The following is a 26,620-nucleotide window of genomic DNA, read 5'->3' as shown; positions in this document are numbered from 1 at the left end:
TACGTCGTAATAATACAAGTAGAATTTTACTACTTCAAATTTACTTCTTCTCTTTTTATAAACATGAAAAATGAGCTCCATTTACATAGAGCTCATTCCTACATTTATAATTTACTAGACTGTAGACCCTGAATATGTGGAACTACTTCTGGATTTACAAGTGATGATAAATCTCCTAATTCTTTTCCTAAGTAAGCCGCTTTGATGACGCGTCGCATTACTTTAGAATTACGTGTTTTTGGCAAATCCTCTACAACGTGGATATCCTTTGGACATAATGCTTTTCCGATATGAGAATTTACTAAACTCATTAATTCTTTCTTTAATTCTGCTGTAAATATTACACCATCTCGTAATACTACAAAGCAATGACAAACCTCACCTTTTACATCGTCAGGTACACCAATGGAAGCTGCTTCTATTACATTAATATGTTTCACAAGAATAGACTCATATTCAGCAGGCCCCATACGTTTACCAGCAATATTTAGCGTATCATCTGAACGCCCTGTAATGATATATTGTTCACCATCATAAATAACCCAGTCACCATGAACCCATTTATTTTCAAATCGTGACCAATATGTGTTCACATAACGCTCATCGTCTTCCCAGAAACTTTTCGTCATTCCAACCCAAGGTTTCTCTAAACATAATTCTCCAACTTCATCACGGATTGGTTTACCTTGATCATCAAGTACAACCGCAGCCATACCTGGTAACGATGCGTTAAAACTAATTGGTGCGATTGGTTTAATCAGAACATTACCGAAAATCCCACCAGAAATTTCAGTTCCGCCTGAATAGTTACAGATTGGCACTTTTCCTTTTCCAACTGTTTCAAACAGCCACATCCATGGATCAGGATTCCAAGGTTCTCCTGTTGATGCGAATACTTCTAAACTCTTTAAAGAATGTTTATTCACATACTCATCACCTTTTGCCATTAATGCACGGATTAACGTTGGCGAAATACCGAGATGAGTAATTTCATATTTATCAACCGTCTCCCATAAGCGATCTGCTTCTGGAAAGTCTGGAACACCTTCGTACATAACCATCGTTGCACCATTTATGAGTGAACCGAATAATAAAAATGGCCCCATCATCCAGCCCATATCAGTTACCCATAATACACGATCACCTTGTTTAATATTCATTCCAAATCCTGCATCAAAAGCTGCTTTCAAAGGAAATCCTGCATGCGTGTGTACCGTTCCTTTCGGCTTACCAGTCGTTCCTGATGTATATATGAGCATTAAAGGATCATCACTATGCATTTCTTCGGCATGTATGAATGGTTTTTCTTTTTCTAGCGTACTCCATGAAAAGTCATAATGATGCGGTGTAAAATCATTTCCTGCATGACGAACGATTACCACCTTTTCAACAGTCGGGCAATGTTCACAAGCTTTATCTACTTCATCCTTTAAAGAAACAATTTTCCCGCGGCGTGAAAATCCATCTGCGGTAATAATCATTTTTGAACCAGCTGCTTGTACGCGTGTCATAACTGCATCCGAAGCAAATCCCGAAAATATTGGTGAAATAATTGCTCCGATTTTCATTACAGCTAGCATCGCAACAACTGTTTCCGGAATCATCGGCATATAAATTGTTACACGATCGCCCTTCTCAATACCCGCTTGTTTCAAACCATTGGCAACACGGCTTACCCAATTGTCAAGCTCTTCATATGTAAATGATTTTGAAGTTCCATTTTCCCCTTCGTACTGAAGTGCTGGCTGTTTTCTTGTCACTTCATCCGCAATCCAGCGGGATAAAGCTGATTCTACAACGTTACATGTTCCACCATTATACCACTGTGCAAATGGCGTACCATTTTCTAAATCTAACACTTCTGTATAAGGTTTCATCCATTGATAGCCAACTGCTTTTTCTGCCTCTCCCCAAAACCAAGCTGTTTCCTCAATAGATTTATTATAAAAAGTTTCATAGTCTTCATATCCCAATGATTTCATCCAACCATATAAACGTGTTTTTTCCTTATACTCTTCTGTTGGAAACCAAACTGCTTGTTTCAATGTTTTCCCCTCCTTGACTTTTTGAGCAAGAAAGCCCTAAATAGGGCTTTTAAACTGGATATACAGGATGTTTACGATCCGTGAATACTTGATATTTACTCATATACATTTCGAAACGCCCTTTTAACTCTTCACGTAAATTGTTTGGATGAACAATACCATCAATCACCATCTCTGATGCTAAATGATAAATATCAATATCTTTCTTATACTCTTCACGTTTTTCAGCAATGAAGCTTGCACGCTCTTCTTCTGGTAAAGCCGCAATTTTATTTGCATATACAGCATTGACCGCTGCTTCTGGACCCATTACAGCAATAGAAGCTGTCGGTAATGCTAAGCAGCAATCTGGTTCAAATGCCGGACCTGCCATTGCATATAAACCAGCTCCATATGCTTTTCGAACAATGATAGAAATTTTCGGTACAGTTGCTTCACTCATTGCAGAAATCATTTTTGCACCGTGACGAATAATACCAGCGCGCTCTACTTTCGTACCAATCATAAATCCTGGTACATCTGCAAGGAATAATAATGGAATATGGTATGCATCGCATAAATTAATAAACTTCGCTGCTTTATCAGCTGAATCGTGGAATAAAACGCCACCTTTCATACGCGGCTGATTTGCAATAATACCTATTGGCTTACCATCAATGCGTGCTAAACCTGTAATGAGCTCTTGAGCAAATAATTTTTTCACTTCAAAGAATGAGCCGTCATCTATAATTCTGTTAATCAGATCTTTCATATTGAAAGGAGCATTTTGATTTTCTGGAATGATTTGTTCTAACGTTTTATCGAACTGTTTCGGTTCTTGAGGTGTCATCAATGGAGTCTTTTCTAAGTAGTTGCTTGGAAAATATGAAATGTATTGTCTAGCCTGTGTAATTGCATCTTCTTCTGTCTTACATAAAACGTCTCCGCATCCTGATACTGAGCAATGCATACGAGCCCCGCCCATTTCTTCTAAAGTTACCTTCTCACCGATAACCATTTCAGCCATACGTGGAGATCCTAAATACATAGATGCATTACCTTCCACCATCATAACAACGTCACAAAAAGCTGGAATATATGCACCACCAGCAGCAGAAGGACCAAATAATAAACAAATTTGCGGAACTTTACCTGATAATTTCACTTGGTTATAAAAGATTCTTCCCGCACCGCGGCGCCCTGGGAACATTTCTACTTGATCTGTAATACGCGCTCCAGCAGAGTCAACTAAATAAAATAATGGAACACGTAACTTTTCAGCCGTTTCTTGAATACGTAAAATCTTTTCAACTGTACGAGCTCCCCATGATCCGGCTTTCACAGTTGAATCATTTGCCATTACGCACGCAGTACGCCCATGTATTTTACCAGTTGCAGTTACAACACCATCAGCCGGTAACCCTGTTTGCTCACAATTTGCAAATAATGCATCTTCTACATATTCGCCATTATCAAATAGAAGAGCTAAACGATCTCGAACAAATAGTTTTCCTTTTGCTTTGTTTTGTTCATGATATTTCGGTGCTCCACCTTGTTTAATCGTTTCAACTCGTTCTTCAAAATTATTTGATTGTTGTTTTTGATCTAACACATTTACTCCCCCTTATACATCGGTTTGCGTTTTTCCTTAAATGCCTGTAATCCTTCTAATCTATCTTCCGTATGGATTACACCCTCGTACGCCTGTTTTTCCATTTGTAATCCGGTATGTAAATCTACTTGAACACCATTAGAAATTGCTTCTTTTGCTAATCGAACTGCAATAGGACCATTACTAGCAATTTGATTTGCAATTTCAATCGCTTTCTCTTCTAGTAAATCAGCTGGTACGACGAATTCTACTAAACCATATTCTTTCGCTTCTTGCGCCGAAATACGTCTTCCTGTATAAATTAATTCTTTCGCTCTACCAACACCAATTAATCTCGGTAAACGCTGCGTACCACCTGCTCCAGGTATAATTGCAAGGGTAGTCTCAGTCAGACCAAGGCTTGCATTTTCAGAAGCGATTCTAAAGTCACAGGCTAAACTCAATTCCGTACCACCACCAAGAGCAATTCCATTAATAGCTGCAATAACTGGTTGTGGTAATTGTTCCACCATTTCCATAGTAGTACGAATCATACCAACCGCATGGCGAACTTGCTCTTCATTCATACCAGCTCGTTCTTTTAAATCTGCGCCAGCACAAAACGCTTTTTCACCAGCCCCTGTTAAAATAACTACACGTGTATTTGACTCTTCACTTATTTCCGTTAATATTGTTTGCAATTCTTCTAATAACGCTAAAGATAAAGAATTTGCTTGTCTTTCACGATATAACGAAATCTTTACAACATGCGGTGTTACATAGTCAACTGAAATATTTTGTAATTGTAGCATCTTCTCACCTACTTATCGTTTTATGTTGAAGCGCTCTATACACATGACTCGGTAATTGGATATTTAACTTACTTTGAATAAATTGACTAGCTCTCCATAACTTTTCTTCGTCTATATTTGTTTGGACACCTAATTTATGGAGCATATGCACTAAATCATCAGTTGCAACATTTCCTGATGCTCCCGGTGCATATGGACATCCCCCGAGTCCACCACAAGAACTATCAAACGTTGTAATACCGTGTTCTAAAGACTTCACTACATTTGCAAGTGCCATCCCATACGTATTATGAAAATGCATTGCAAACTGCGAAGCATCATATTTCTTTAATAGATGTTCTAATACTTGTTCTACTTGTAATGGATTCGCTACACCAATCGTGTCACCGAGAGAAACTTCATAAATGCCGTATGAAAATAGTTGATTACATATTTCATCAACTGCTGTGGCACTTATATCTCCCTCATACGGACATCCAAATACAGTAGAAACATAACCTCTAACCTTTTTCCCTTCGAATATTGCCTGTTTTGTTATATCTTCAATAACAGTTAATGCTTCTTTAATTGATTTATTAATATTACTTTTATTATGTGATTCACTCGCTGATAAAAAAACATTCACCTCATCTACATTTTGCAAAAAAGCTCGTTCCAAACCATTTTGATTTGGAACAAGCGCAGCATATGTAACATTGGGATCCCTTTTTAGCTCAGAAAAGACATCATTTGCATCCGCTAAGGCAGGAACCCATTTTGGATGAACGAATGAGGAAACTTCAACGTACGACAATCCGGCTTCTGTAAGTAGTTGAATCCATTTTACTTTATCTTTTGTGCCAACAATCTTTTTTTCATTCTGTAAGCCATCACGTGGCCCTACTTCTTTAATGACAGCAAAATTAGGTAGTTTCAATTCGCTTCCCCCTCTATCTCCCTATTCAATTTCTAGTAATACATCTCCTTCATTTACAAAATCGCCTTCTTGCACATTAATTTTCATAACTGTGCCAGCTTCTTCTGAAATGATTGGAATTTCCATTTTCATAGATTCCAAAATGACGACATCCTGCTCTTCCTCTACTGTATCTCCTACTCCTACAACTATCTTCCAAACATTTCCTGCCATCGATGCATATACTTTCGTCATCATTTTTTCCCCCTTAATATTCATAAATCTTATTTTTTAACAAGCTGTTTCGTTACGAAACCCGTTGTATAAATACCACTTTTGAACACATCGTCTCCGAGCACTTGCAGTAGCATCGGTGTATTTGTTTTAATACCTTCAATTTTCAACTCTTCTAGAGCATTTTCTAATTTTGAAATTGCCTCTTCACGAGTTTCACCATGAGCAATGACTTTCGCAATCATTGGATCATAAAACGGTGTAATTGTTACATGATTCTCTAAAAAGTGATCCATACGTATATTTGATGGTAATGTTAAATCTGTAATTTTCCCAGGTGACGGGAAGAATGTTTTCGGATCTTCTGCATAAATACGTGCTTCAATGGCATGACCACTACGTTTTACATCATCCTGAGTAAATGATAGTTTCTCTCCACTTGCGATAAGAAATTGTTGTTCTACAAGATCTAACCCCGTAATTTCTTCTGTAACGGGATGCTCTACTTGTAATCTCGTATTCATTTCTAAGAAATAGAAATTTTTCTGATCATCTACAAGAAACTCAACTGTACCTGCATTTGTATACCCAAGAGCTTTAGCAGCTTGTACAGCCACTTCTCCCATTGCTTTTCGTGTACCTTCATCTAAAAAAGGTGAAGGTGCTTCTTCGATTACTTTTTGATTTCGGCGCTGTACGGAACATTCACGTTCCCATAAGTACACTGTGTTACCATGTGTATCTGCTAAAAGCTGAATTTCAATATGATGCGCGTCTGCAATATAACGCTCTAAATACATTTCTCCATTACCGAAGAAATTTTGTGCCCTTGTTTTGTTACTTTCAAATGCTTTGGTGAGCGTTTGCTCAGTTTCCATCAACTGCATTCCAATGCCTCCGCCGCCCGCGGATGCCTTAAGCATTAATGGATAACCAATTTGTTTTGCAATTTCAATTGCCTCTTCAGCAGTTTCAATATTTGTAGTAATACCTGGAACTACTGGTACATCTGCTGCTTGCATTGCTATACGTGACTCAATTTTACTTCCCATCTTCGTAATGATTTCTTCTGAAGGACCAATAAATACGATTCCTTCTTCTTTACAGCGAATCGGAAAAGATGGATTCTCTGATAATAATCCGTACCCCGGATGGATTGCTTCAACATTTGTCTTCTTAGCTATTTCAATAATTTTTTCAAGGTTTAAATAGCTTTCTTGAACTCGTGGACCACCTACTAGATAAGCTTCATTTGCCATTTTTACATGAAGGGCATTTTCATCAGCCTCAGAATAAATAGCGACGGTACGAATTCCAAGTTTTTGACAAGTTTTCATAATGCGAACTGCGATTTCCCCGCGATTGGCAATTAATATTTTTTGAAACATAGTGATTCCTCCTTTTTATCTACATCCTAAATGTCTAGCAATTACGAGACGTTGAATTTCAGAAGTTCCTTCACCAATTTCTAACAGTTTTGCATCACGAATATGTCTTTCAACTTCATATTCACGCATATAGCCATAACCGCCATGAATTTGTACTGCATGATTCGCAATACGACTAGCTGCTTCAGATGCAAATAGTTTTGCCATAGCCGCTTCTTTACCGAAAGGTTTATCGTTATCTTTTAACCAAGCTGCTTTATGTACTAAATTACGTGCTAACTCTACTTCAGTCGCCATATCCGCTAATTTAAATTGAATCGCTTGGAAATTAGAAATTGTTTTTCCAAATTGTTGACGTTCTTTCGCATATTGCAATGCACGTTCAAATGCAGATTGTGCAATACCTACTGCTAATGCTGCAATTGAAATACGTCCTCCATCAAGTGTATATAAGAATTGTTTAAATCCTTTATTAACATCACCAAGAATATTTTCTTTCGGTACACGCACACCATCAAGTACGATTTCACAAGTATTAGAAGCGCGAACACCCATCTTATCGTAAGGACTTGAGATCGTTAAACCTTCACTTGTAGTCGGTACGATAAATGCAGAAATACGTTTTCTACCATTCTCTTCAACACCGTTGATAGCGGTTACAATGATTGTATTTGCATACTCTGCGTTTGTAATCCAGCACTTTTCACCACTGATTACATACTCATCACCATCTAATACAGCTTTCGTTTGTGTGCCTCCTGCATCTGATCCAGCGTTTGGCTCCGTTAATCCGAAAGCGCCTAACGTTTTACCTGATGCCATTGGAACTAAATATTTTTGTTTTTGTTCTTCTGTACCGAAATAATAAATTGGAGAAGCACCTAATGAAATTGTTGCAGCGTAGCTTAATCCTGTACCACCACAAGCACGACCAATTTCTTCAACTGCTAGCGCGTACGATACTGTATCGCCACCTGAACCTCCATACTCTTCTGGGAATGGGATGCCTAATAATCCTAGTTCGCCCATTTTTTGAAATGTTTCATATGGAAACTCTGCAGTTTTGTCATAATACACAGCTTTCGGTGCGATTTCCTTTTCAGCAAAGTCACGTACCATTTCTTTAATCATTTGTTTTTCGCGAGTTAGAGTAAATTCCATTCCGCTACACACCCCTTATCGAATATTGAGTTTCGACAGCGTGCGAGTTTCTACTACAAACATTACTTCTTAAAAGACAAGAATATTAGTTAGACAATTGCTACAATTCTGTCATAACTTAATTTTAAAACAGATTCTGTACTAATGCACAAAAAAATTCCTACATTGTTCTACAACAACATAGGAAGTTTTATGTCGAATTATGTAATTTATTGTTTAATAATCTCTACCTTTTCCCGAATCAGAAATTTCTACTAACGCTTCAGGATATGGCTCAAAATATGTTTGTCTTAATAAATACTTTTCATCAAACCGAATGGCCCATGATTTTAAAATTGCAAGCAAACTACTAAGTGGTATTTTCTTTTCTGCATACTTTTGTATCATTTCTAAAAAATAATCTTTTTCTTGTTTTTTTAATTTCGTTTTAAAATATCCGAAAATATGTTCACATACATTTACATTCGATGTATAGCGGGGCGCGCGCAAAAATAATTCATATAAAGTCTTCTCATAATTATCAAATACAATTTCAATCGTTTCATTTTTTTGATTTGCAATAATACGCCCTAATTCTTTTTGTTTTACCTGATTATATGCCATAAATAAATATTTATTGTCCGACTGAAACGATACAAGGTCTTTCATATTTTTATTATGTTTAATCATTTTGTAATATGCGATTGTAAATAACCTTGTAAAGAAATGTTCTCTAATAATAAAATTCGACAATCTACCTTCTTCTTCAATTGGAAGGTGCGAAAATTTTTTTAATACTGCTCCGCCAAATAAGCCTGGTCCCTTTCCTTTTGCTGGCGCTTTTTCAAAACCAGAATAAATTTTCACATCACGCGTACCACAACTTGGCGAGCGATTCTTTAAAATAAATCCATCCACATCGGATATCGTTTGTAAAAATCCATTTGAAAATTGCTCCATTTTTTCAGTAACGTCTTCTCTTGTCGACGGTTGCACAAGTTTATTCACACCATTTTCTTCTACGATTCGTATCGTTTCACGAGGAATTCCCAATCCAATCTCGACTTCTGGACAAACAGGTATAAATGTAACAAATGGCTGCAAATTTCGTATTGTTACATCCGGAATCATTTCTCCATTATAACGACAAGCATCAAATTCTAAACATTTACTTACGACGATTGTAGGTTTTGCAAATTGTCGCATTTCATTACCTCCTTAGTGCTAGTCCGTATAATATAAATTGTACTAAGATTAACATTTTAAGCAAAGTTTGATTCATTTAGTTTTATAAATGCGCGCTCTATAATGATGGTTTAGACACTGTGAAACGAATAATACACACATACTTTGGAGAAATTAATACATAAGAAAGGAGGGAGCGTTATGAAGAAGAAATTATCATCTATTTTAAGTGTTTTAGCACTATCTATTATGTTTTTAGGTACATCTGCACAAGCTGAATACGTTGGAAATAATATGAATAGAGTTAATAACACTGACATTTCAACTCGAGTTAATGACAATAACTTAGACAGAGTTAATAATGATGTGAGAACTCGAAATGTAAATACGACAAATGATTTAAATGATAATCGTGATAAAAATAATAATTGGGCTTGGCTTGGTTTATTAGGACTAGCAGGATTATTAGGTCTTAGAAGAAGAGACAAAGAAACACGCTAATTTATAATGTTTTTAGTAAACAAGTACTTATTTATCAAAAATATATAATGAATATAAATCGCCTTTTTAAAGGCGATTTATTATTTGTTTAAAAGTAATATATGTACTTTACACTTCAACATATTTTTACTTATGATTAAATTCGTGGTGTTAATCCATACAGTATAAATTGAATCGTATTTTCAATTTCCGCTTCATCATCCCATTTTTCTTCAGGCAATAATAAAAATCGAGTTAATAGAAATCCTAAAACAACTGATAATGTAAGCCGTAATACGGAAGGTGGTGGCATCTCAATAATTTCCCCTTCTTCTTGAAACTTTACAATTAACTTTTTAAAATGTGAAAGCAGTTCTGTTTCTACTAATTGTTGTATTTCACTTTTTAGCTCTGGCTGAAACGGCACTTCTTGAATTAATATTTTAATCATTGGAAAGTGCTTTTTGGCAAATTCAAATCGATTATGAATGACTACTCTTAAAAGCCCTTCATACGATTCATAATCAGTTTTAAATATCTCTTTCGCAAAAGCTTGTACGAAAAATGGTGCAGCAAACTTTGTTAAAGTTGGCATTACGACCGCTAACAATAAATCTTTTTTCGTCTTATAGTAGCGGAAGATTGTTCCTTCCGCTACACCAGCACGCTTTGCAATTTCACTTGTTGAAGTTGAAGCATATCCTTTTTCTCCAAACATATCAACAGCTGCTTCTAAAATACGCATTTGACGTTCATTTCGTTTATCAGTATTAGTTGCAGCAATTAATTCCTCAAGCCAATCCTTCTTCATGTACAAAGCTCCTTTTTGTCATTATTATATTTTGCGATGTTTCTTTAAAGCAAATACATTTCCTACTGCAAATAATAGTGAAAAAAGTAGTAATACAGTAAGATCCAATGCAATTTCTGTAAATCCTTGATTTCGAATCATCACTTGCCTCATTGCATCAGCGCCGTATGTGAGTGGAAATAATTTCCCTAACATTTGGAGCCACTTATTCATAGATTCAATTGGAAACAACCCAGAAAAGAAAATTTGTGGCACAATAACAAGTGGTATAAACTGGATCATTTGAAATTCATTATTTGCGTATGCTGATAAAAACGTCCCTAATGTTAGTGCCGTTAAAGAGAGCATACATGTAATAAGTAGCGTTAGCCATATAGAACCTGCTACATATAAACCTAAAACATAGACTGAAAAACTTACAATTATAACAGATTGTATGAATGCAAAAATTCCAAAACCAATTATATACCCAACAACTATTTCCCATCGTCTAACTGGTGTGGACAATAATCGCTCTAATGTACCACTTAAACGTTCTCTTACGAAAGAAACTCCCGACAAAATGAATATAAAGAAAAATGTAAAGAATCCAATTAACACGGGACCGAGCCCATCAAACATCGTAAAGTCTTTAGAGCCATGTAAATAATTCACTTCAGGTTTCATTATCGATACATCATTCTTCTCTGTGCTCTTTTGCAATATTTGGAATACAGCACGGTTTTTCGACGAATCACTGCCTTCTAACAAAAGATTTATTTTTCCATTCTCTAAATGAATTACTGCATCGATCTTTTGTTTTTCCAACTCAGAAATCGCTTTCTCTTTGCTATATTCATAAATTGAGGCTTCTTGATTTTTCATCACTTTTACTATAGGAGCGGGCACATCCACTACAGCAATATGTGGTATATAATCTTTTTGTGTAAATACTAAAGACAATAGCCAAAGTAATAACATTGGTGCCCCAAACATCATGGCTAACGAACGTTTATCTCGAAAAAATTGACGAATAATACGAATGATTACACCATTAACTCTCACGATTCAGCCCCCTCTGCTAATAAAAAGACATCTTCAATTCGTCTTGATGATACACGTTTTTTCAATTCCTCTGGCGTTCCAACCGCAACTAAGTTCCCTTCTCTAATCAATCCTAGACGCTCACAAAACTCTGCTTCATCCATAATGTGCGTCGTTACAATAATAGTTGTTCCTTTCTTTTTAAGTTCATAAAATTTCCCCCATATTGTTTTTCTAAGCAACGGATCTATCCCCACTGTTGGCTCATCTAAAATTAATATTTCAGGTTCATGAAGAAGTGCTATCGCTAATGATAGACGCTTTTTCATCCCACCTGAAAAATGCTGTACTTGCTTTTTCATATGTTGTGATAATTGTACAAGGTCAAAAACCTCTTTGATTCTTTCCTTTTTATGCTTTCCCTTTAATCCATACATCGTTGCAATAAAATCTGCATTTTCATATGCTGATAGTTCTTCGTATAATGCATCAGCTTGAGCCATATAGCCAATTCTTTTCATCTCATTTAAATTTGGCATGTTAATGTTGTATACAAATACATTACCTTTAGTTGCTTGATTAATACCTGCAATCAATTTAATAAGCGTCGTTTTCCCTGATCCTGAAGGCCCAACTAAACCAAATATCTCTGCTTTTTCAATTTGTAATGAAAGATCGTGTAAAACTTCTTTTTTCCCAAAACTTTTCGATACATTCTGTAAAACAATTGAAGGTTTTTGCACGTATTATCCCTCTTTTCTATAAAATGAGTGAGTACTCACTTTTATTTTACTCTTGCGTCATTATATGTCAATCTTCATTGATTAGTATTTATTTTCAATCAACAATATTAAACAATGAAACAGAGTCGACATTAGAATATAATTTCTTAAAGTCGACTCTGTTTCATTTAAACTATGCATTTTACTTTATGTTTCTAAATTCATATACTTCCTAATTCTAGCAAGATCTAAAGAATATTCGATAACTAATTGCTGTAACGGTAAAATAACTGTATCGGGATATAAATGTGCATATTGTAATGTTTCTGCATATTTTTCTAATCTTTTTTCTAAGTATTTTATAATTTGCTCAGGATGGCTCACTAATAAACATTGACAATAATAATGTATTTGTTCCTCAATCGCCGTATACTCTTCAATTTCATATTCTTTATGCATGTGTACACCCCTTTAAGTTTTTTTACATAAATTCTTTATCACACTTTTCACTCGACTAATTTTTAAGTTTTTTGATTATTTACACTATAACAAACTCTTCAGGTCAAATTTTGTTACTTTATGTAACGTAGAAAATTTTTAACAAAATTGTAATGTTAACTCCTGCAAAATACATAAAGCCCCTTTACTCATTTTTGTATAAAAAAATCGTACAACTTAATTTAGCTGCACGACTACAATTTCTGGCCTATTCAAAATTCTTTGCGGAATGATACTATTTCCTAACCCTCTACTAACTACCATTGATGTATTTTGTTCTACATATAAACCCGCTGTATATTTAGGTAAAACACCTTGATTTGGCGCAACTAATCCTCCGATAAATGGCAATCTAACTTGCCCTCCATGAGCATGTCCCGATAAAACCAAATCCAATCTCTCATTCGTATATTCCTTAATAAATTCAGGCCTATGGGATAATAATACATTATATCTATCTGGCTGCATTTCAATTTTCGCTTTTTTAATTTCATCTATTATAATATTTCCTTCATCACGGTTTCCAGTAACAAACTCTGGATCATCAATACCTAGCAAGTTTATTTCTTGCTCACCCTTTCGAATGCCTACATGTTCATTCCTTAAAACATTGACATCATATTTCTTCAACTCTTTTTCTAAACTGTTATACTTTCCAGACCATTGTTCATGGTTTCCTGTCACAAAATATACAGGATACTTCTTTACCATTTCTCGTATTAATTGCATACTAACTTCTGCATCGTATGATTTACTGTCAATTAAATCACCCGTAATCGCAATAATATCTGGGTCTATGCTTTTTATTTTTTGAATTAACACATCTTGATTATCGCCAAATTGCTTATTGTGTAAGTCTGAAATTTGTAGAATTTTATACCCTTTAAAAGAGGATGGTATTTTACTAGAGGTTATTTTAACCTCAGTTATACTTATTAAATTGTTCTGTAAATATAAAAAGATTGTAAAACCTACTAATATACAAATAATCATTACGATTCTATTGATCTTCTTTTTCATATTTTCTCCTTTACATTCTCATCAAACACTTCTATATGCTAACTGAATTATATTATACTTTCTTGAAATTTATTTAAATTAATAAAATAATACAGTACATGAAATTTCATATGAGATACGTCATATATATTCGTTATATTTTTACTTTTACCTTTTTAATAATAAGAATACAAAAACGACTCTTATCACACGAAAAAAGTCGTTTTCTAACGTTATACTTTTAATACTTTCATGTTAAAAATGCGAAAACTAAAATACTATTACCTAAGAGCCTTAACTATAACCTCAGTTGCCTCTGCAATTAGTTGATTATCATAGGTAGCCTCTTTCTCATCTTTACTAGATAAAATTGCGATGATAATAGGTGCTCTATTTGGCGGCCATACGATAGCAATATCATTTCGTGTACCATAACTTCCAGCTCCTGATTTATCTCCAACTATCCAGTCAGTTGGTACGCCTGCACGAATAAGTTTGTCTCCTGTAGCATTTCCTTTCATCCACTCTGTAAGAATTTTACGTTTTTCAGCCGGAAGTGCATTTCCGACCGTAAAAGCTTTAAGATTCGTAGCAATTGCTTTCGCTGTACTAGTGTCACGAATGTCTCCTGGAATAGCTTCGTTTAATTCTGTTTCAAAGCGATCAGACATAGTAACCCGATCCCCGATGTGTCTAAGCGCTTTTTCATATCCTTTAGGTCCGCCTATTTTATGAAATAAAATGTTCCCTGCAGTATTATCACTTGAACGAACAGCAGCCTCAGCAATTTCTCCTAGTTTCATTCCAGTATCTACATGTTTCTCTGTAACAGGTGAATAATCCACTAAGTCTTCTTTCGTAAATTTTATGACTTCATTTAATGTATCAATTGAGTTTTGCTGTAGTAATACTCCTGCCGCTAAAGCCTTGTAGGTTGATGCGAAGGCAAATCTTTCGTTATGTCGATAAGAGATTGTTTGATTTGTACCAGTATCAATCGCATATACACCTAATCGAGCATCAAATTTTTTCTCAAGTTGAGAGAACTCTTTATGCGTCGCCTGATTTTTATGTTTCACTTGTCCAGCCTTTTCCTTCGCTTCAACTTGCAATGCCCCTCCTGTAAAAGTTTCTAGACTTGTAACACTTAAACCTAATATACCAACGCACATTCCTATTTTTAGCATCCTCTTGTTTTTCAAAATCATCATTCCTTTCAAATTTTCAGCACCTTTTTATACGTACACATAATAGACAATCACGGAACCAAATTTGTTCCATAAACTGAAAAAAATTTATAGCTAGTATGAGAGTTATTAACAAATAAGAGATAGTAGCTATGATCGCCGCTATCTCTTATTTCACATTTCATTTTTTTACTTATAAATGGCTTTATATAAACAGGGTCTCTTCCCTGAGAAAAGTACTCTAATTTTGCTTAGAACTATCTGTATTAGTAGCTTCACCATGTATACGTTGCTTTTTTAAATCAAAGTATACATCTAAAACTTCCTTTCCAATTATAGAATTAATTCCACTTTTATCATCATGAAGCCATGGGACTACTATAGAAAATGCTACTTCTGGATTATCATATGGAGCATATCCAACTAATGTTAAATTGTAACATTCCATACGTTCTCCTTTTGCATTTTTACCAATTGGATCATCTCCTCCATATACAGTTTGAGCTGTCCCTGTCTTTCCTGCTGGTTTATATGGAGCATTTTTGAAATGTTTCACGCCAGTTCCATCACCTTCTTGGAATACCCATCTAAACCCCTCTTTTATCCGATCAATATGTTCTGTCTTCATATCAACTCGATTTAATACGACAGGCTCTATAGAGCGTATAACTTTGCCAACCTCTTCTTCTTTTATTGATTGTTCTCGTATTTCTTGTACAATTTGAGGTTGCATTCTATAACCGCCATTCGCAATCGTTGAAATATATTGTGCCAATTGCAATGGCGTATACGTATCATACTGACCGATAGAAAAATCTAGTAAAAAACCAGGTTGACTATCTACTGTTCTCGTTTGTCCAGTTATTTCATTCGGTAAATCAATACCTGTTGGGACACCTAAACCAAATTGTTTAAAATAATAGCGCATCGTATCAAATGCTTCTTGTTTAATATCCAATGTACCATTTGGTACGTAATTAACCCCTGCGATTTGTAAAGCTGTTTGGAACATGTATACATTCGAAGATACTTGTAAAGCTCTTAAGTCATTAATATTACCAAATCCAGATACATTCCACGATTTCTTGGCTTGTGTACCTTTAAATTTCATCGGTGCATCATAAAATTGATCTCCTGGCTGTATTGCCCCTGTCTCATATCCAGTTAATAAAGTGGCACCTTTTACAGCTGACCCTAGCTCATACGATGTTGTCATGTTACCTAAAGCCAAATCCTCAATCTCTATTTTCCCTTCTTTTTCTACAATCTTTTTGCCTGCCATAGATAAAATCTGTCCATTATTTGGATTCGTCATGACGACAAAAGCTCGATCCAGAAGTGGCTCTGAACTCTTAAAAGCTCTCAAGTTTTTCTCTATACTTTCTTCCACTTTTTTTTGTAATTCCATATCAATCGTTAATGTTAAACTATTACCACTTTTTCCTTTAGAGATTATTTCTGTGCTAACAATATTTCCGGATTTATCAGTAATGTTTTTCACTTCTTCTTTTGTACCGTGTAATGCATCTTCATATCGTTGTTCAATATAGCTTTTTCCTACACGATCATTACGGTTATATCCACGTACCAAATAAGAATCTAAGTTTTCTTTCGGTAATCCTTCTTCACTGCTTGTAATATTACCTAACACGGAACGAAATAAATTACCATTTACATAATTACGTTCCCAATCAACCGTTGCATCTACTCCCGGAAACTCCTCAAGCTTTTCACTTATCCGCGCATACTCTTCATCTGTTACGTCTTTTTTGATAATTTGTGGTGTCAGTTGATAACCTGCACTCATTTTGCTTTTAATAGCTAACACCTTTAAATCTTGTTCTGTTAATTCTGCTAATTCTACTTCTGTAACGCGACTTCGTCTTAAGTCATCAATTTTTTTATCTAACTCTTTTCCCTCTATTCCCTTTTCTTTAAATTTTTCTATATCTTTTTTAGTAACCTTTGTCTCCGCGCGTTTCTTATTCAACTGCATCCAGAAATCTTTTTTATCGATTTCGGTTAACTTATTTATATCTTGTTCGGGCATTTCAAGTACTTTCGCCAAGTCTTTTGCTGTTTTTAAAATATCTTCACTCGTAATCCCCTTCACCCTTGTATACGTAATTGTGCGAAGAGATTTATTATTAACGACTGCTTTTCCTTCTCGATCTAGAATTTGTCCACGTGGAACTGGTATACTAGTTGTTTCATTTTGACTGCTTTCCACTTGGTTCTTATAAGCCTCTCCTTCAACGATTTGTACTTTTCCTAGCTGCATAATCATAGCTGAAAACAGTAGAAATATGCAAAGGAACATTATATTTAATCGAATAGATATATATGTCTGCTGCTTCTTTTCTTTTTGTTTTTTCATAAATCCTCCATATAATTCTTCCGGAACTCCTCACTAATACTTAGTAAATAAATACGTTCCCTATATATTAGAAACCACCATTCAGTTATAAATAGTGTCTTATCTTTTTTCTACATCCTTGTAAGCGTCAATTTCTTTTCGTTTAGCCGCGTAACTGATACATCTCCTTTCCTGTCTTTCTCTCTATTTTTTTGTTGCTTGCATTAGAAATGCTAAACTGTATAATGACTCATATTAAGCTTACACATAGACTTGCTAGTAACTTTTCATGCTGGTTATTCCTTTCCTCATGCTGTAATACTTAATAGACAACCTAAGTAATAAAGTTGTTCCACATTTACAAAAAAAATAATTAACTATAAGATGAAATAGGCTACATAAGGGAGGGTTATATGTTACATATAAAAAGATGGAGATTTTTTGCGGTTCTTTCTATTGTAGGTTTGATTTTACTACTTTTAGTAAAAATCAACTTCATTTCAATTACTATCGCAACTTCTTCAGCTGAAAGAGGAAAAATTTTCGATCAAAATGGTGTAATACTAGCTACAAATAAGAAAGTTAATTCTATATATTGCACTTCTAATGATGAAAAGCTATCGAATCAAGATACATCAAACACATTAGCTTTTTTCAATCAATTTTCAAACGAGTTTCAACATGACATTTCTGCAGAGGACATAAAATCACAATTACAACAATCTTGTAAAAAGCAGACTATGAATGATATACCGTTATACTCTGACATAAATGAGAGTGAACTTACATTCATAAACAAGAACAAACCCCATAATGTAATAATTAAAGATGAATGGATTCGATATTATCCAAAACACGAAATTGGTTCACAGCTAATTGGATATGTAGAAAATGACCTTAATTCTAAGTATGGACCTGTGGGAAAAAGTGGGGTTGAGCTTCAATATGAAAATGATTTAAAAGGAAAACCCGGAAAAACTCTGATTTTTAAAATGAATAATAAAAAGTTCTCATGGAACATTCAAAAAGTACAAAGAGGTAAAGATGTCCGGCTAGCTTTAGACTCGAAATTGCAGCAAAAAACAGAGGAAGCATTACGATCTCAAATTAAGAAAATACATGATGCTAAAGCTGGTTATGTCGTAGTGACTGATATAAAAACTGGCGCAATTTTAACTATGGCCAACTCGGCAGTTTTTAATCCAAATACATTACATACACATGTATCATCTAAAAATGAAAACATTAAATCACTTTCGCAAAATAAAGCAATTCAAAAATTAAAGTATGGCGAATCTTATGTAAATATGGCCTCTACTATAAAGCCACTTACTATTTTAATTGGATTAAATGAAAAGCTTTTTCAACCTGAAGATACTTATTTAGATAAGGGTACTTTTCAGTATGATAATCAAAATAACATTACGAATGCACCTGGAACGCCAACAGGTGAGATTACACCGAGGCAGGCTATCATTAATTCATCTAATACATTTATGACAGCAAAAGTAGCTCTGCCTTTATTCAACCAAAATAATGGGAATATAGAAAAAGTGGCACATATATGGACAGATTATTTAATGCAATTCGGTCTACGTTCTAAAACCGGGATTGATTTACCCTTTGAAGAAGACGGACAATATGAATTCCATCCATCTAATAAGTTTGAAAATGGAATCTCCGCTTTATTAAATGCCTCTTGGGGAGGAAATGAAGTGCATACCCCTCTTCAACTCGCTCAATATGCAGCAACTTTGGCAAGTAAAGGTGATAAATATAAACCTCAAATCGTAAGTGCTATTATGAGTCCTGACGGTAAGGAAACAAAAACGTTTAAACCAATTTTAGAAAGTTCAAATCGTTATCCTATGAAATTTTGGAGTGTCGTGCAAGGTGGAATGAGTCAAAATATAGAGGAGATTAAAAACTTGCCCTTTCATGTCGCAGGTAAAACAGGTATAACAGGCTCTCCCAACGAGCAAGAAAGAATGATAAATCATTCTCTTTTCATTGCATATGCTCCTACCGAGGATCCACAAATCGCCATTTCTGTCGTTATTCCTGGTAGTAATTCAGAAAAAAACATTGCTGCTCTCGTTACATCAGAAATTTTAGAGTCTTGGCATACACTTCAAAAAGAAAATAATAATAAAGAGGAAGGTTCATTAAAGTGAACCTTCCTCTTTTACCATATAGAATCTATATTTATTATTTTCCATTCACCATTATCATTTTTTTCGAACATGAATGAATACTTAATATCAGTTAAAACATACTCTTTTTGTACATATCCAGTGTTACCGTTAATTGTCGATATTTTTATATATCCATCATTTTGCACTTTTTCTGGAATCCAAGCTTTTACCATTTCATTAGATACTTCATATACAACCTGTGATTCTCGTTTTGGTTCAGCTAAAATTTTTGTTTTATTTCCAGTAACCGTTGCATATATAAAATGCGTTTGCTTTGGTTGGTTACTTTCTGTCAAACCACTTGGTACTTTGTATACTTTTTTTGTATCATTTGCAAATTCTCCCCCCATTGTAAGAGCGACTTGCAACTCATGAAAAATGTCTTCATCAAACTTCAATTCATCCTTCTTATAACTCTTCCCTTTAAATAGAACTTCATCATTTAATGCTCTATACAAATCATTTTCATTTTTTGAATTTGTGCTTTGATATAAATCATTCATAAATTGTTTTAATGATGGATCTTGAGCAGACTCATCTTTTGTTTTCGGCTTAATTTGAGTACTACTTTGTACCGGTGATTTATTGTCATCAAGCCAAGGTTGTTGAACAATAAAAAATAACATAGTACAAACCAAAACAACTGCAACAGGCAATGCTTTTTTACGAAATGGTCTCTTATTTTTTACAGAATCTACTTCACTATTTTGATATACCGATTGCTTTATTTTATAAATAAATTCTTCTTCATCTTTCCGATGCTCCATTGGGCCTTTTTTCAATTTACTATACCAGCCAGGATTTTTTTTACTGTTCATCACTACTACCCTCCCCTATTAGTTTTGAAACTTTGCTTCTCGCTCGGCTTAATCTAGATTTGACTGTTCCAATTGATACACCTAATGTTTCAGCCATTTCTTCATAAGATAATTCATATTTCGCGTCCAGTATTAGTATTTCACGGTGTTTTTTAGGTAATTTTAATACAACATCCCACAGTTCATTTAGTTCCTCTTGCTTAAAAAACTCTTGTTCTGCCGAGGAAGACTGCTTGTCGTCACTAAAAAATCCCACTAAAGATATCCTTTTAAAATAAGAGGATTTCAAATAGTTTATCGCTGTATTTCTTGTAATTTTTAATATCCACGTTTTAATAGATGACTCCTTTCGAAACGAATGCCAATGTTTAAAAACCTTTATAAAGACATCTTGTGTGATGTCATCTGATAAGTGTGGATCTTTCGTAATAATAAATGAATAATTCCATACATCTTGCCAATAGTCTTTAATAACATAGTCAAGCTCATCATGATTACATTTTTCAATAAACTTCTGTTCCATTTCCACACCTCAAACTTATTTGAATAAACATAAAACTGCCCTCACTTTTAATATGGTTTCAATATATAGACATGATACAAGTTTCATTTGTTCCATTGTTTATCTTTTTTTGATAGAAGAATTCTCCTGAAAAATGTAAAGGTATGCAATACATTTTATTACATACCTTTACATTCTCTTCGATGACAGACTCTATATTCAGCCCGTACTTGCAAATACTATTTCAAAAATCACTTTTGAAACAATAGAATTTGATTTAAATAATGAAAATGATAAGATATCAACTTTTTAGAACCACAATAACATAGAAAAAGCATTCTCAAGTAGGGAGAATGCTTTTTTAAAAACTTAATTGTTCTTTGTTTTGCCCAATTTATACTATTGAGTTAAGCATACATATAATATATATAGTAAAAGATTTCACCTTATAATCTAGTGTTATTTCTGAAAAACATGTTTTACTTTTTCGCCTGGAACATTACTGCCCCCTCTTCCTTTTACATCTTCAATCATCATGGTAACAATCATGTCTGGCGCATTTGCATCAAACGCTGCAAACCATCCAAGTTCTTTTCCGTCTGCTTCTTTCGACTCCTTCAGTTCTGCTGTACCGGTTTTACCAGCAAGAGTTACACCATCAACCTTAGCAATTCTCCCAGCGCCGTCAGGGTCATTAATAACTTTTATTAATGCACTCTTTACTATCTCTTGATTCTTTTTAGAGACCACGTTTTCTTTCCAATTCCCCGCTACTTTTGCTTCTTTTAACAGATGAGGCAACGGAATATTCCCTTCATTCACAATCGGTGCATATGTTAATGCTAAATGAAGTGGCGTCATTAATACTTGTCCTTGTCCATATCCCGTGTCTGCTAGTTGAATATCATTTTTTATCCCATCTTTTGCAATTGTTGAAATAGGAAATTCGTATTCGATTGGTAATTTTTCATGAAATCCGTACTTCTTAAATTCATTTACATACTGTTCTTTCCCCATTTTCAAAGCTTGTTGAGCAAAATAAATATTATCAGAGTACTTCATTGCCTTTTCAAAATCAATTGGACTAGCTTCCTTCACACGTGTTACATAATAATTTCCCCACGATGAATCTTTTGTCCACTTCAATCCTTGAATTTTAAATTCTTCTTTAGGATTTAATGTTTTCGTTTCCAAACCAATTGCACCTGTAATCGTTTTAAATACAGAACCTGGTACAAATGCTTTTGTGAAGCGATTCATCATTGGCAGTTTAGAGTCGTTATTCCATGCTTCTCTTTGGGCTTTTGACGCTCCTCTAACTGTTATATTTGGATTATAAGCAGGGCTACTTACAAGTGCGATTGTTTCACCCGTTTTAGGATTGACCGCTGCACTAGATCCTGCTTCATTTTTCATCTCATTAAAGATTTTTTCTTGAATTGCAGCATCAATTGTTAACGTAACATTTTCCCCTTCTTTTGCTTCTTTTTTTGCTACGTTTTTAATCTCTTTCCCGTTTTCATCTTCCATAAATACGCGTCCACCCTTTTCACCACGCAATTTATTCTCTAATACTTTTTCTAAACCTGTTTTACCCACTAAATCATCTGCTTGATAACCTTTTTTTTGAAGCGATTTTAACTCCTCTGCATTCACCTTTCCTATATATCCTGTTAAGTGTGCCGCTGCTTCTCCTAATGGATACGTACGAATATTTACTGGGCGAGATGAAACTCCTTCTAATTCAATATAATCATTCTGTCTGGTTCCCTCTTTTAAAATGCCAATTGGTACAAAGGAGTCTGGTTTTATCCATTTCGCTGTGAGCTTTTGTTCAACCTCTTCTGTAGACATATCAAGTAATTGTGCTACTATTTCTTTCGTTTGCGCTGCTGTTTCACCTAGTTTCTCTGGAATAATTCCAACCTCAGACGCTTTATCGTTCGTTGCAAGCCCTTTCCCATTTCGATCGTATATTTCTCCGCGTTTTCCTTGTTCTATTTGCATACGTACTTTGTAATCTTTTTTCATACCTGGGAAAATGAAGTCTGGCGTCCAATCTATTTTCCAAGATTCCTTTTCTTTCACAAGTTTTGCTTCATGGATGAATGAAACTGGTCCTACATCCGTATCCATTTTAACTTCAAAAAGAAAACGTTCTTTATCTTTCGTATTCTCTCCTTTCGTTTTAACTTTTAAATTCTTAGCTCCAATCCCCTCATAGATTTTTTGATATTTTTCTGTGAATTCTTTTTTAGAAATCGTTTTTTTGGCATGATCTGATAAATGATCATACATATTTGCAAACTTTTTATCATTCCATAAATTAACATATTCTTCAAATGCTTGTTTGGGCGGTTCGTTTTTATTACACCCTACTAACATAACTGCGAAACAAATGAAAAACAGCATCCATAATTTTTTCAATTCAATCTTCTCCCTTAGTTAAAAATGATTATTCCTTTCTTAATTTATTAAATAAAAAATGTTTCAACGCTTAATAGACAGTGTAAGTAATGACATTGTTCCATATTTACAAAAAAATTAAATTACGCTTAAGTTGCATTTGAAGAGAGAAGTTTGTAAGATTCAAAAGAAAAACCGATGAAAAGTATACCTTTCATCGGTTAACGAGATGCATACGGGAATATGATTCTAACTTTTGTTCCCTTACCTACCTCAGATTCTAGCTCAATCTTATGATTTAATTTTTCACATACTTCTTTAACAAGATATAATCCCATTCCCGTAGACTCTTTAAATTTCCTACCATTTTCTCCAGTATAAAATGGATTGAAAACACGTGGTAAATCAGCAGTAGGAATACCACCCCCATAATCTTTTATTTCCAAAATAATTGCTCGTCCTTTTGAACACGCCGATACTAATACTTTTTCTTTCTTACTTGATGAATATTTAATTGCATTTGACAGTACTTGATTGAGTATAAATCAAAACCATTTCTTATCTGTTTCTACAATAAGATTCGGCTCTACTTTTACCTCTGGATACACATAACTACGTATAAATAGATGTTTATTTTCATGAATAGCAGAATCAATCATTCCAAATAACTGCAATCTGTCCACATGAAAATCCTGTTCAAATGTTTCTAAACGAGCAACATATAAGACCATTTCTAATCCTTTTTTGATTTTTTTTGATTCTTTTCGTTTCTTCATTATTTATTTTTTCTTTAAAAGAGTTGCTCCTGCAATCCCTGGGTGTGTCATTTCGAATGGATCTAGAATTAACTCTAAGTCTTCTTGTGACAATACACCATTTTTCACACAAAGTTCTCGAACGGATTGACCTGTTGCAATTGCTTCTTTCGCAACGCGAGCTGCTGCTTCATAACCGATATGAGGGTTCACGGCTGTAATAATTCCTACACTTTTCTCAACGTACTCTTTTAAACGATCTTCATTCGCTTCAATTCCTTTTAAGCAATTATCTGTAAAGGCACGGAAACCGTTATTCATAATGCTAATAGATTGAAGTAAGTTGAAAACAAGTACTGGTTCCATAACATTTAATTCTAATTGTCCTGCTTCTGAAGCAAGGCAAATTGTATGGTCGTTACCAATTACTTGGAACGCAATTTGATTAATTACTTCTGGCATAACAGGATTTACTTTCCCTGGCATAATAGATGAACCTGGTTGACGAGCTGGTAAGATAATTTCTGCTAAACCAACACGTGGACCTGATGCCATTACGCGAAGGTCATTCGCAATTTTAGACATGTTCATCATACATACTTTAAGTGCTGCTGATACTTCTGTGTATGCATCCGTATTTTGCGTTGCATCTACTAAGTCTTCTGCACCAACAAGTGGTAGTTCACTAATTGTAGCAAGATGTTTTATAACTGCTTCAATATACTCTGGATCTGCATTTAGGCCTGTACCAACTGCAGTTGCTCCCATATTTACTTCATATAAATGTTGACGTGATTGCTTAATACGTTTCATATCACGTTCAAGTACGCGAGAGTACGCTTTAAATTCTTGTCCAAGACGAATTGGTACAGCATCTTGTAAATGTGTACGACCCATTTTAATAACATGATCGAACTGTTCTGCTTTTAATTCAAATACATCGTGCATATAACCCATCGTTTGTAATAAACCTTCTAATGCGTTTAATGTCGCGATATGAATCACCGTTGGGAATGCATCATTTGTTGATTGTGCCATATTCACATGGCTATTTGGACTAATATAATGATAGTCTCCCTTTTCCATTCCTAATAATTCAAGAGCACGATTGGCGATGACTTCATTTGCATTCATGTTCATTGAAGTACCTGCTCCGCCTTGGATTGGATCTACGATAAAATGATCATGCCATTTTCCATCAAGAATTTCTTGAGCAGCTTCTGCGATCGCGCCGCCCTTGTTCAATTCCAATCTTCCTACATCTTTATTCGCAAGCGCTGCTGCTTTTTTTACAATTGCGAATGATCTAATTAAACTTTCATGAATTTTGTACCCTGTAATCGGAAAATTTTCAACAGCGCGTAAAGTTTGAATTCCGTAATATGCCTTAATGGGTAATTCCTTTGCTCCCAAAAAATCCTTCTCCACTCGCATGTTCTTGTTTGTTATTGACATTTTAATTTCTCCCCCATATTAAATGTAAAACCTAAATAAATCATATGAAGTTATTACCAATCCTTATCAGATTTTATTGTTAAATCGTAGGCTAAAGGCTCTTCAATAATTTTTTTAATCTCTTCTAATTTATTAGTTTTTCCAAGCGTCCACATCAATTTTGCTATGATGGCTTCCGTATTCATATCTCCAGATAATATTACTTGATGTTGCGCCACTTTCCGTCCTACTTCATAGAGAAGTATGTCTTCTCCTTCTTCCAGGCATTGAGTAGTAATCACTACAGCAATCCCCATTTCAGTCAACTCTTGAATTTTCGAAAGCAAGTTCCTTCCTTCAAAAGGTAATCCACCGTTACCAAAACTTTCAATAATAATCCCTTTATACAAATATTTTAAACAATCAAATATCTCTGACTTTGTACCTGGATACAATTTCATAAGAAAAACGTCCGTACATAAATTAGTATCTATTGAAAGTTCATTATGTGAGGAAGTTGGCTTCCAATGATATTTCACTTCATCTTCATTTACCTCAGCAACATATGGATAATTCACACTTTCAAATGCATCATAACTTTTTGTTCGCATTTTTACTGCTCTCGTCCCAATAATCACCCTACTATCAAAAACAATAAACACACCGCCAACATCCTCACAGGCAAATCTAAGAGCATCAGCTACATTTTTCTTTGCATCTGTCTTTTTAAAACTAATAGGTACTTGTGAGCCTGTTAAAACAACTGGTTTTCTTAAACCTTGAAGCATATAAGATAATGCAGAAGATGTATAAGCTAACGTATCCGTTCCATGTGTAATCACAAACCCGTCATAGTCATCATAGTGATTAAAAACAGCATTAGCTATTTCTTTCCAATGCTCAGGTTGCATATTGGTACTATCAATATTCATTAAGATTTTGCAATCTATTTCTAAGTTTCGGGATGACCTCGAAAAATAATTCAATAATTCCTCAGCGGACAATCCTGGAACAAGCCCTTCATTCCCCTCCACAGATGCAATTGTCCCACCAGTTGCAAGTAATAAAATTCTCTTCATACACAACCCCTCCATAAAATAAACAACGATATATCGTTCGCGAAATGCGTATTTATACTTATCATTATAGAATTTAATTTGAATTA

Annotated in this window: 22 protein-coding genes and 1 pseudogene; 2 read left to right on the top strand and 21 right to left on the bottom strand. The window is 34.6% G+C overall.

The window, feature by feature from the left end; translation table 11 throughout:
* Window positions 1–104 precede the first annotated feature (104 nt).
* The 8 genes from JDS81_RS19020 to JDS81_RS18985 form a co-directional block, all read right to left on the bottom strand.
* Window positions 105–2,045 carry an AMP-binding protein gene (locus JDS81_RS19020; protein WP_097952813.1) on the bottom strand — a complete coding sequence of 647 codons (1,941 nt, stop codon included), beginning with the start codon at window positions 2,043–2,045 and terminating at the stop codon, window positions 105–107.
* A 49-nt stretch (window positions 2,046–2,094) separates the two neighbouring features.
* Window positions 2,095–3,636, bottom strand: coding sequence for an acyl-CoA carboxylase subunit beta (locus JDS81_RS19015; RefSeq protein WP_000886736.1), 1,542 nt, complete (start codon window positions 3,634–3,636; stop codon window positions 2,095–2,097).
* Window positions 3,637–3,638: 2 nt separating this feature from the next.
* Window positions 3,639–4,427 carry an enoyl-CoA hydratase gene (locus JDS81_RS19010; protein WP_000939822.1) on the bottom strand — a complete coding sequence of 263 codons (789 nt, stop codon included), beginning with the start codon at window positions 4,425–4,427 and terminating at the stop codon, window positions 3,639–3,641.
* Between the two features lie 4 nt (window positions 4,428–4,431).
* Window positions 4,432–5,343 carry a hydroxymethylglutaryl-CoA lyase gene (gene mvaB, locus JDS81_RS19005; RefSeq protein ID WP_000775420.1) on the bottom strand — a complete coding sequence of 304 codons (912 nt, stop codon included), beginning with the start codon at window positions 5,341–5,343 and terminating at the stop codon, window positions 4,432–4,434.
* Between the two features lie 21 nt (window positions 5,344–5,364).
* Window positions 5,365–5,580, bottom strand: coding sequence for an acetyl-CoA carboxylase biotin carboxyl carrier protein subunit (locus tag JDS81_RS19000; RefSeq protein ID WP_001987345.1), 216 nt, complete (start codon window positions 5,578–5,580; stop codon window positions 5,365–5,367).
* A gap of 26 nt (window positions 5,581–5,606) precedes the next feature.
* Window positions 5,607–6,944, bottom strand: coding sequence for an acetyl-CoA carboxylase biotin carboxylase subunit (locus JDS81_RS18995; protein WP_097952815.1), 1,338 nt, complete (start codon window positions 6,942–6,944; stop codon window positions 5,607–5,609).
* Between the two features lie 15 nt (window positions 6,945–6,959).
* On the bottom strand, window positions 6,960–8,105 hold the full coding sequence (locus JDS81_RS18990) for an acyl-CoA dehydrogenase (RefSeq protein WP_000397277.1): 1,146 nt from the start codon (window positions 8,103–8,105) through the stop codon (window positions 6,960–6,962).
* A 216-nt stretch (window positions 8,106–8,321) separates the two neighbouring features.
* Window positions 8,322–9,290 carry a YbgA family protein gene (locus JDS81_RS18985; RefSeq protein ID WP_097952817.1) on the bottom strand — a complete coding sequence of 323 codons (969 nt, stop codon included), beginning with the start codon at window positions 9,288–9,290 and terminating at the stop codon, window positions 8,322–8,324.
* A 180-nt stretch (window positions 9,291–9,470) separates the two neighbouring features.
* On the opposite strand from JDS81_RS18985, the gene JDS81_RS18980 reads away from it, so the two are divergent.
* A complete protein-coding gene (locus JDS81_RS18980) occupies window positions 9,471–9,770 on the top strand; it encodes a WGxxGxxG family protein (RefSeq protein ID WP_097952819.1) in 300 nt (99 codons plus the stop codon).
* Between the two features lie 136 nt (window positions 9,771–9,906).
* Here JDS81_RS18980 and JDS81_RS18975 read toward each other — a convergent pair whose 3' ends face one another.
* The 7 genes from JDS81_RS18975 to JDS81_RS18945 all read right to left on the bottom strand — a co-directional run bounded on the left by JDS81_RS18975 (window position 9,907) and on the right by JDS81_RS18945 (window position 17,366).
* Window positions 9,907–10,560, bottom strand: a complete 654-nt coding sequence (locus JDS81_RS18975; RefSeq protein WP_097952822.1) for a TetR/AcrR family transcriptional regulator — start codon at window positions 10,558–10,560, stop codon at window positions 9,907–9,909.
* A gap of 24 nt (window positions 10,561–10,584) precedes the next feature.
* Window positions 10,585–11,604, bottom strand: a complete 1,020-nt coding sequence (locus JDS81_RS18970; RefSeq protein WP_097952824.1) for an ABC transporter permease — start codon at window positions 11,602–11,604, stop codon at window positions 10,585–10,587.
* Complete coding sequence (locus JDS81_RS18965; RefSeq protein ID WP_097952826.1) at window positions 11,601–12,326, bottom strand: ABC transporter ATP-binding protein; 726 nt, start codon at window positions 12,324–12,326, stop codon at window positions 11,601–11,603. Before JDS81_RS18965 ends, JDS81_RS18970 begins: the two co-directional genes overlap by 4 nt.
* A 186-nt stretch (window positions 12,327–12,512) precedes the next feature.
* On the bottom strand, window positions 12,513–12,764 hold the full coding sequence (locus JDS81_RS18960; protein WP_000548627.1) for a hypothetical protein: 252 nt from the start codon (window positions 12,762–12,764) through the stop codon (window positions 12,513–12,515).
* Window positions 12,765–12,980: 216 nt separating this feature from the next.
* Complete coding sequence (locus tag JDS81_RS18955; protein WP_097952828.1) at window positions 12,981–13,823, bottom strand: metallophosphoesterase; 843 nt, start codon at window positions 13,821–13,823, stop codon at window positions 12,981–12,983.
* A 260-nt stretch (window positions 13,824–14,083) separates the two neighbouring features.
* Entirely contained in the window at window positions 14,084–15,010 is a 927-nt protein-coding gene (bla, locus tag JDS81_RS18950; RefSeq protein ID WP_142312530.1) for a class A beta-lactamase Bla1, read from the bottom strand.
* Window positions 15,011–15,230: 220 nt separating this feature from the next.
* Window positions 15,231–17,366 carry a peptidoglycan D,D-transpeptidase FtsI family protein gene (locus JDS81_RS18945; protein ID WP_097952832.1) on the bottom strand — a complete coding sequence of 712 codons (2,136 nt, stop codon included), beginning with the start codon at window positions 17,364–17,366 and terminating at the stop codon, window positions 15,231–15,233.
* Between the two features lie 392 nt (window positions 17,367–17,758).
* On the opposite strand from JDS81_RS18945, the gene JDS81_RS18940 reads away from it, so the two are divergent.
* A complete protein-coding gene (locus tag JDS81_RS18940; RefSeq protein WP_097952834.1) occupies window positions 17,759–19,519 on the top strand; it encodes a peptidoglycan D,D-transpeptidase FtsI family protein in 1,761 nt (586 codons plus the stop codon).
* Between the two features lie 11 nt (window positions 19,520–19,530).
* On the opposite strand, the gene JDS81_RS18935 is transcribed toward JDS81_RS18940, so the two are convergent.
* The 6 genes and pseudogenes from JDS81_RS18935 to ansA form a co-directional block, all read right to left on the bottom strand.
* Window positions 19,531–20,358: an SH3 domain-containing protein gene (locus tag JDS81_RS18935; RefSeq protein ID WP_097952836.1), complete on the bottom strand. Its 828-nt coding sequence runs from the start codon at window positions 20,356–20,358 to the stop codon at window positions 19,531–19,533.
* Window positions 20,348–20,881 carry an RNA polymerase sigma factor gene (locus tag JDS81_RS18930; RefSeq protein ID WP_000435492.1) on the bottom strand — a complete coding sequence of 178 codons (534 nt, stop codon included), beginning with the start codon at window positions 20,879–20,881 and terminating at the stop codon, window positions 20,348–20,350. Before JDS81_RS18930 ends, JDS81_RS18935 begins: the two co-directional genes overlap by 11 nt.
* A 438-nt stretch (window positions 20,882–21,319) precedes the next feature.
* On the bottom strand, window positions 21,320–23,287 hold the full coding sequence (locus JDS81_RS18925; RefSeq protein ID WP_097952838.1) for a penicillin-binding transpeptidase domain-containing protein: 1,968 nt from the start codon (window positions 23,285–23,287) through the stop codon (window positions 21,320–21,322).
* Window positions 23,288–23,487: 200 nt separating this feature from the next.
* Window positions 23,488–24,030, bottom strand: a pseudogene (locus JDS81_RS18920) (ATP-binding protein); the annotation flags it as partial.
* A gap of 15 nt (window positions 24,031–24,045) precedes the next feature.
* On the bottom strand, window positions 24,046–25,476 hold the full coding sequence (aspA, locus tag JDS81_RS18915) for an aspartate ammonia-lyase (RefSeq protein ID WP_199688609.1): 1,431 nt from the start codon (window positions 25,474–25,476) through the stop codon (window positions 24,046–24,048).
* A 53-nt stretch (window positions 25,477–25,529) separates the two neighbouring features.
* A complete protein-coding gene (ansA, locus tag JDS81_RS18910; protein WP_087968744.1) occupies window positions 25,530–26,534 on the bottom strand; it encodes an asparaginase in 1,005 nt (334 codons plus the stop codon).
* Window positions 26,535–26,620: the final 86 nt, after the last annotated feature.

The sequence above is a fragment of the Bacillus cereus group sp. N31 genome (assembly GCF_016483245.1).
Lineage (GTDB): Bacteria > Bacillota > Bacilli > Bacillales > Bacillaceae_G > Bacillus_A > Bacillus_A toyonensis.
This window is presented reverse-complemented; position numbering and strand designations above follow the sequence as displayed.

Excerpts from the sequence above, each read along its gene's own strand:
- JDS81_RS19010 (WP_000939822.1), bottom strand. The coding sequence starts at position 4,427 with ATGCTACAATTACAAAATATTTCAGTTGACTATGTAACACCGCATGTT.
- JDS81_RS19000 (WP_001987345.1), bottom strand. The coding sequence starts at position 5,580 with ATGATGACGAAAGTATATGCATCGATGGCAGGAAATGTTTGGAAGATA.
- JDS81_RS18995 (WP_097952815.1), bottom strand. The coding sequence starts at position 6,944 with ATGTTTCAAAAAATATTAATTGCCAATCGCGGGGAAATCGCAGTTCGC.
- JDS81_RS18990 (WP_000397277.1), bottom strand. The coding sequence starts at position 8,105 with ATGGAATTTACTCTAACTCGCGAAAAACAAATGATTAAAGAAATGGTA.
- JDS81_RS18985 (WP_097952817.1), bottom strand. The coding sequence starts at position 9,290 with ATGCGACAATTTGCAAAACCTACAATCGTCGTAAGTAAATGTTTAGAA.
- JDS81_RS18980 (WP_097952819.1), top strand. The coding sequence starts at position 9,471 with ATGAAGAAGAAATTATCATCTATTTTAAGTGTTTTAGCACTATCTATT.
- JDS81_RS18975 (WP_097952822.1), bottom strand. The coding sequence starts at position 10,560 with ATGAAGAAGGATTGGCTTGAGGAATTAATTGCTGCAACTAATACTGAT.
- JDS81_RS18960 (WP_000548627.1), bottom strand. The coding sequence starts at position 12,764 with ATGCATAAAGAATATGAAATTGAAGAGTATACGGCGATTGAGGAACAA.
- JDS81_RS18955 (WP_097952828.1), bottom strand. The coding sequence starts at position 13,823 with ATGAAAAAGAAGATCAATAGAATCGTAATGATTATTTGTATATTAGTA.
- bla (WP_142312530.1), bottom strand. The coding sequence starts at position 15,010 with ATGATTTTGAAAAACAAGAGGATGCTAAAAATAGGAATGTGCGTTGGT.
- JDS81_RS18945 (WP_097952832.1), bottom strand. The coding sequence starts at position 17,366 with ATGAAAAAACAAAAAGAAAAGAAGCAGCAGACATATATATCTATTCGA.
- JDS81_RS18940 (WP_097952834.1), top strand. The coding sequence starts at position 17,759 with ATGTTACATATAAAAAGATGGAGATTTTTTGCGGTTCTTTCTATTGTA.
- JDS81_RS18935 (WP_097952836.1), bottom strand. The coding sequence starts at position 20,358 with ATGAACAGTAAAAAAAATCCTGGCTGGTATAGTAAATTGAAAAAAGGC.
- JDS81_RS18930 (WP_000435492.1), bottom strand. The coding sequence starts at position 20,881 with ATGGAACAGAAGTTTATTGAAAAATGTAATCATGATGAGCTTGACTAT.
- aspA (WP_199688609.1), bottom strand. The coding sequence starts at position 25,476 with ATGTCAATAACAAACAAGAACATGCGAGTGGAGAAGGATTTTTTGGGA.
- ansA (WP_087968744.1), bottom strand. The coding sequence starts at position 26,534 with ATGAAGAGAATTTTATTACTTGCAACTGGTGGGACAATTGCATCTGTG.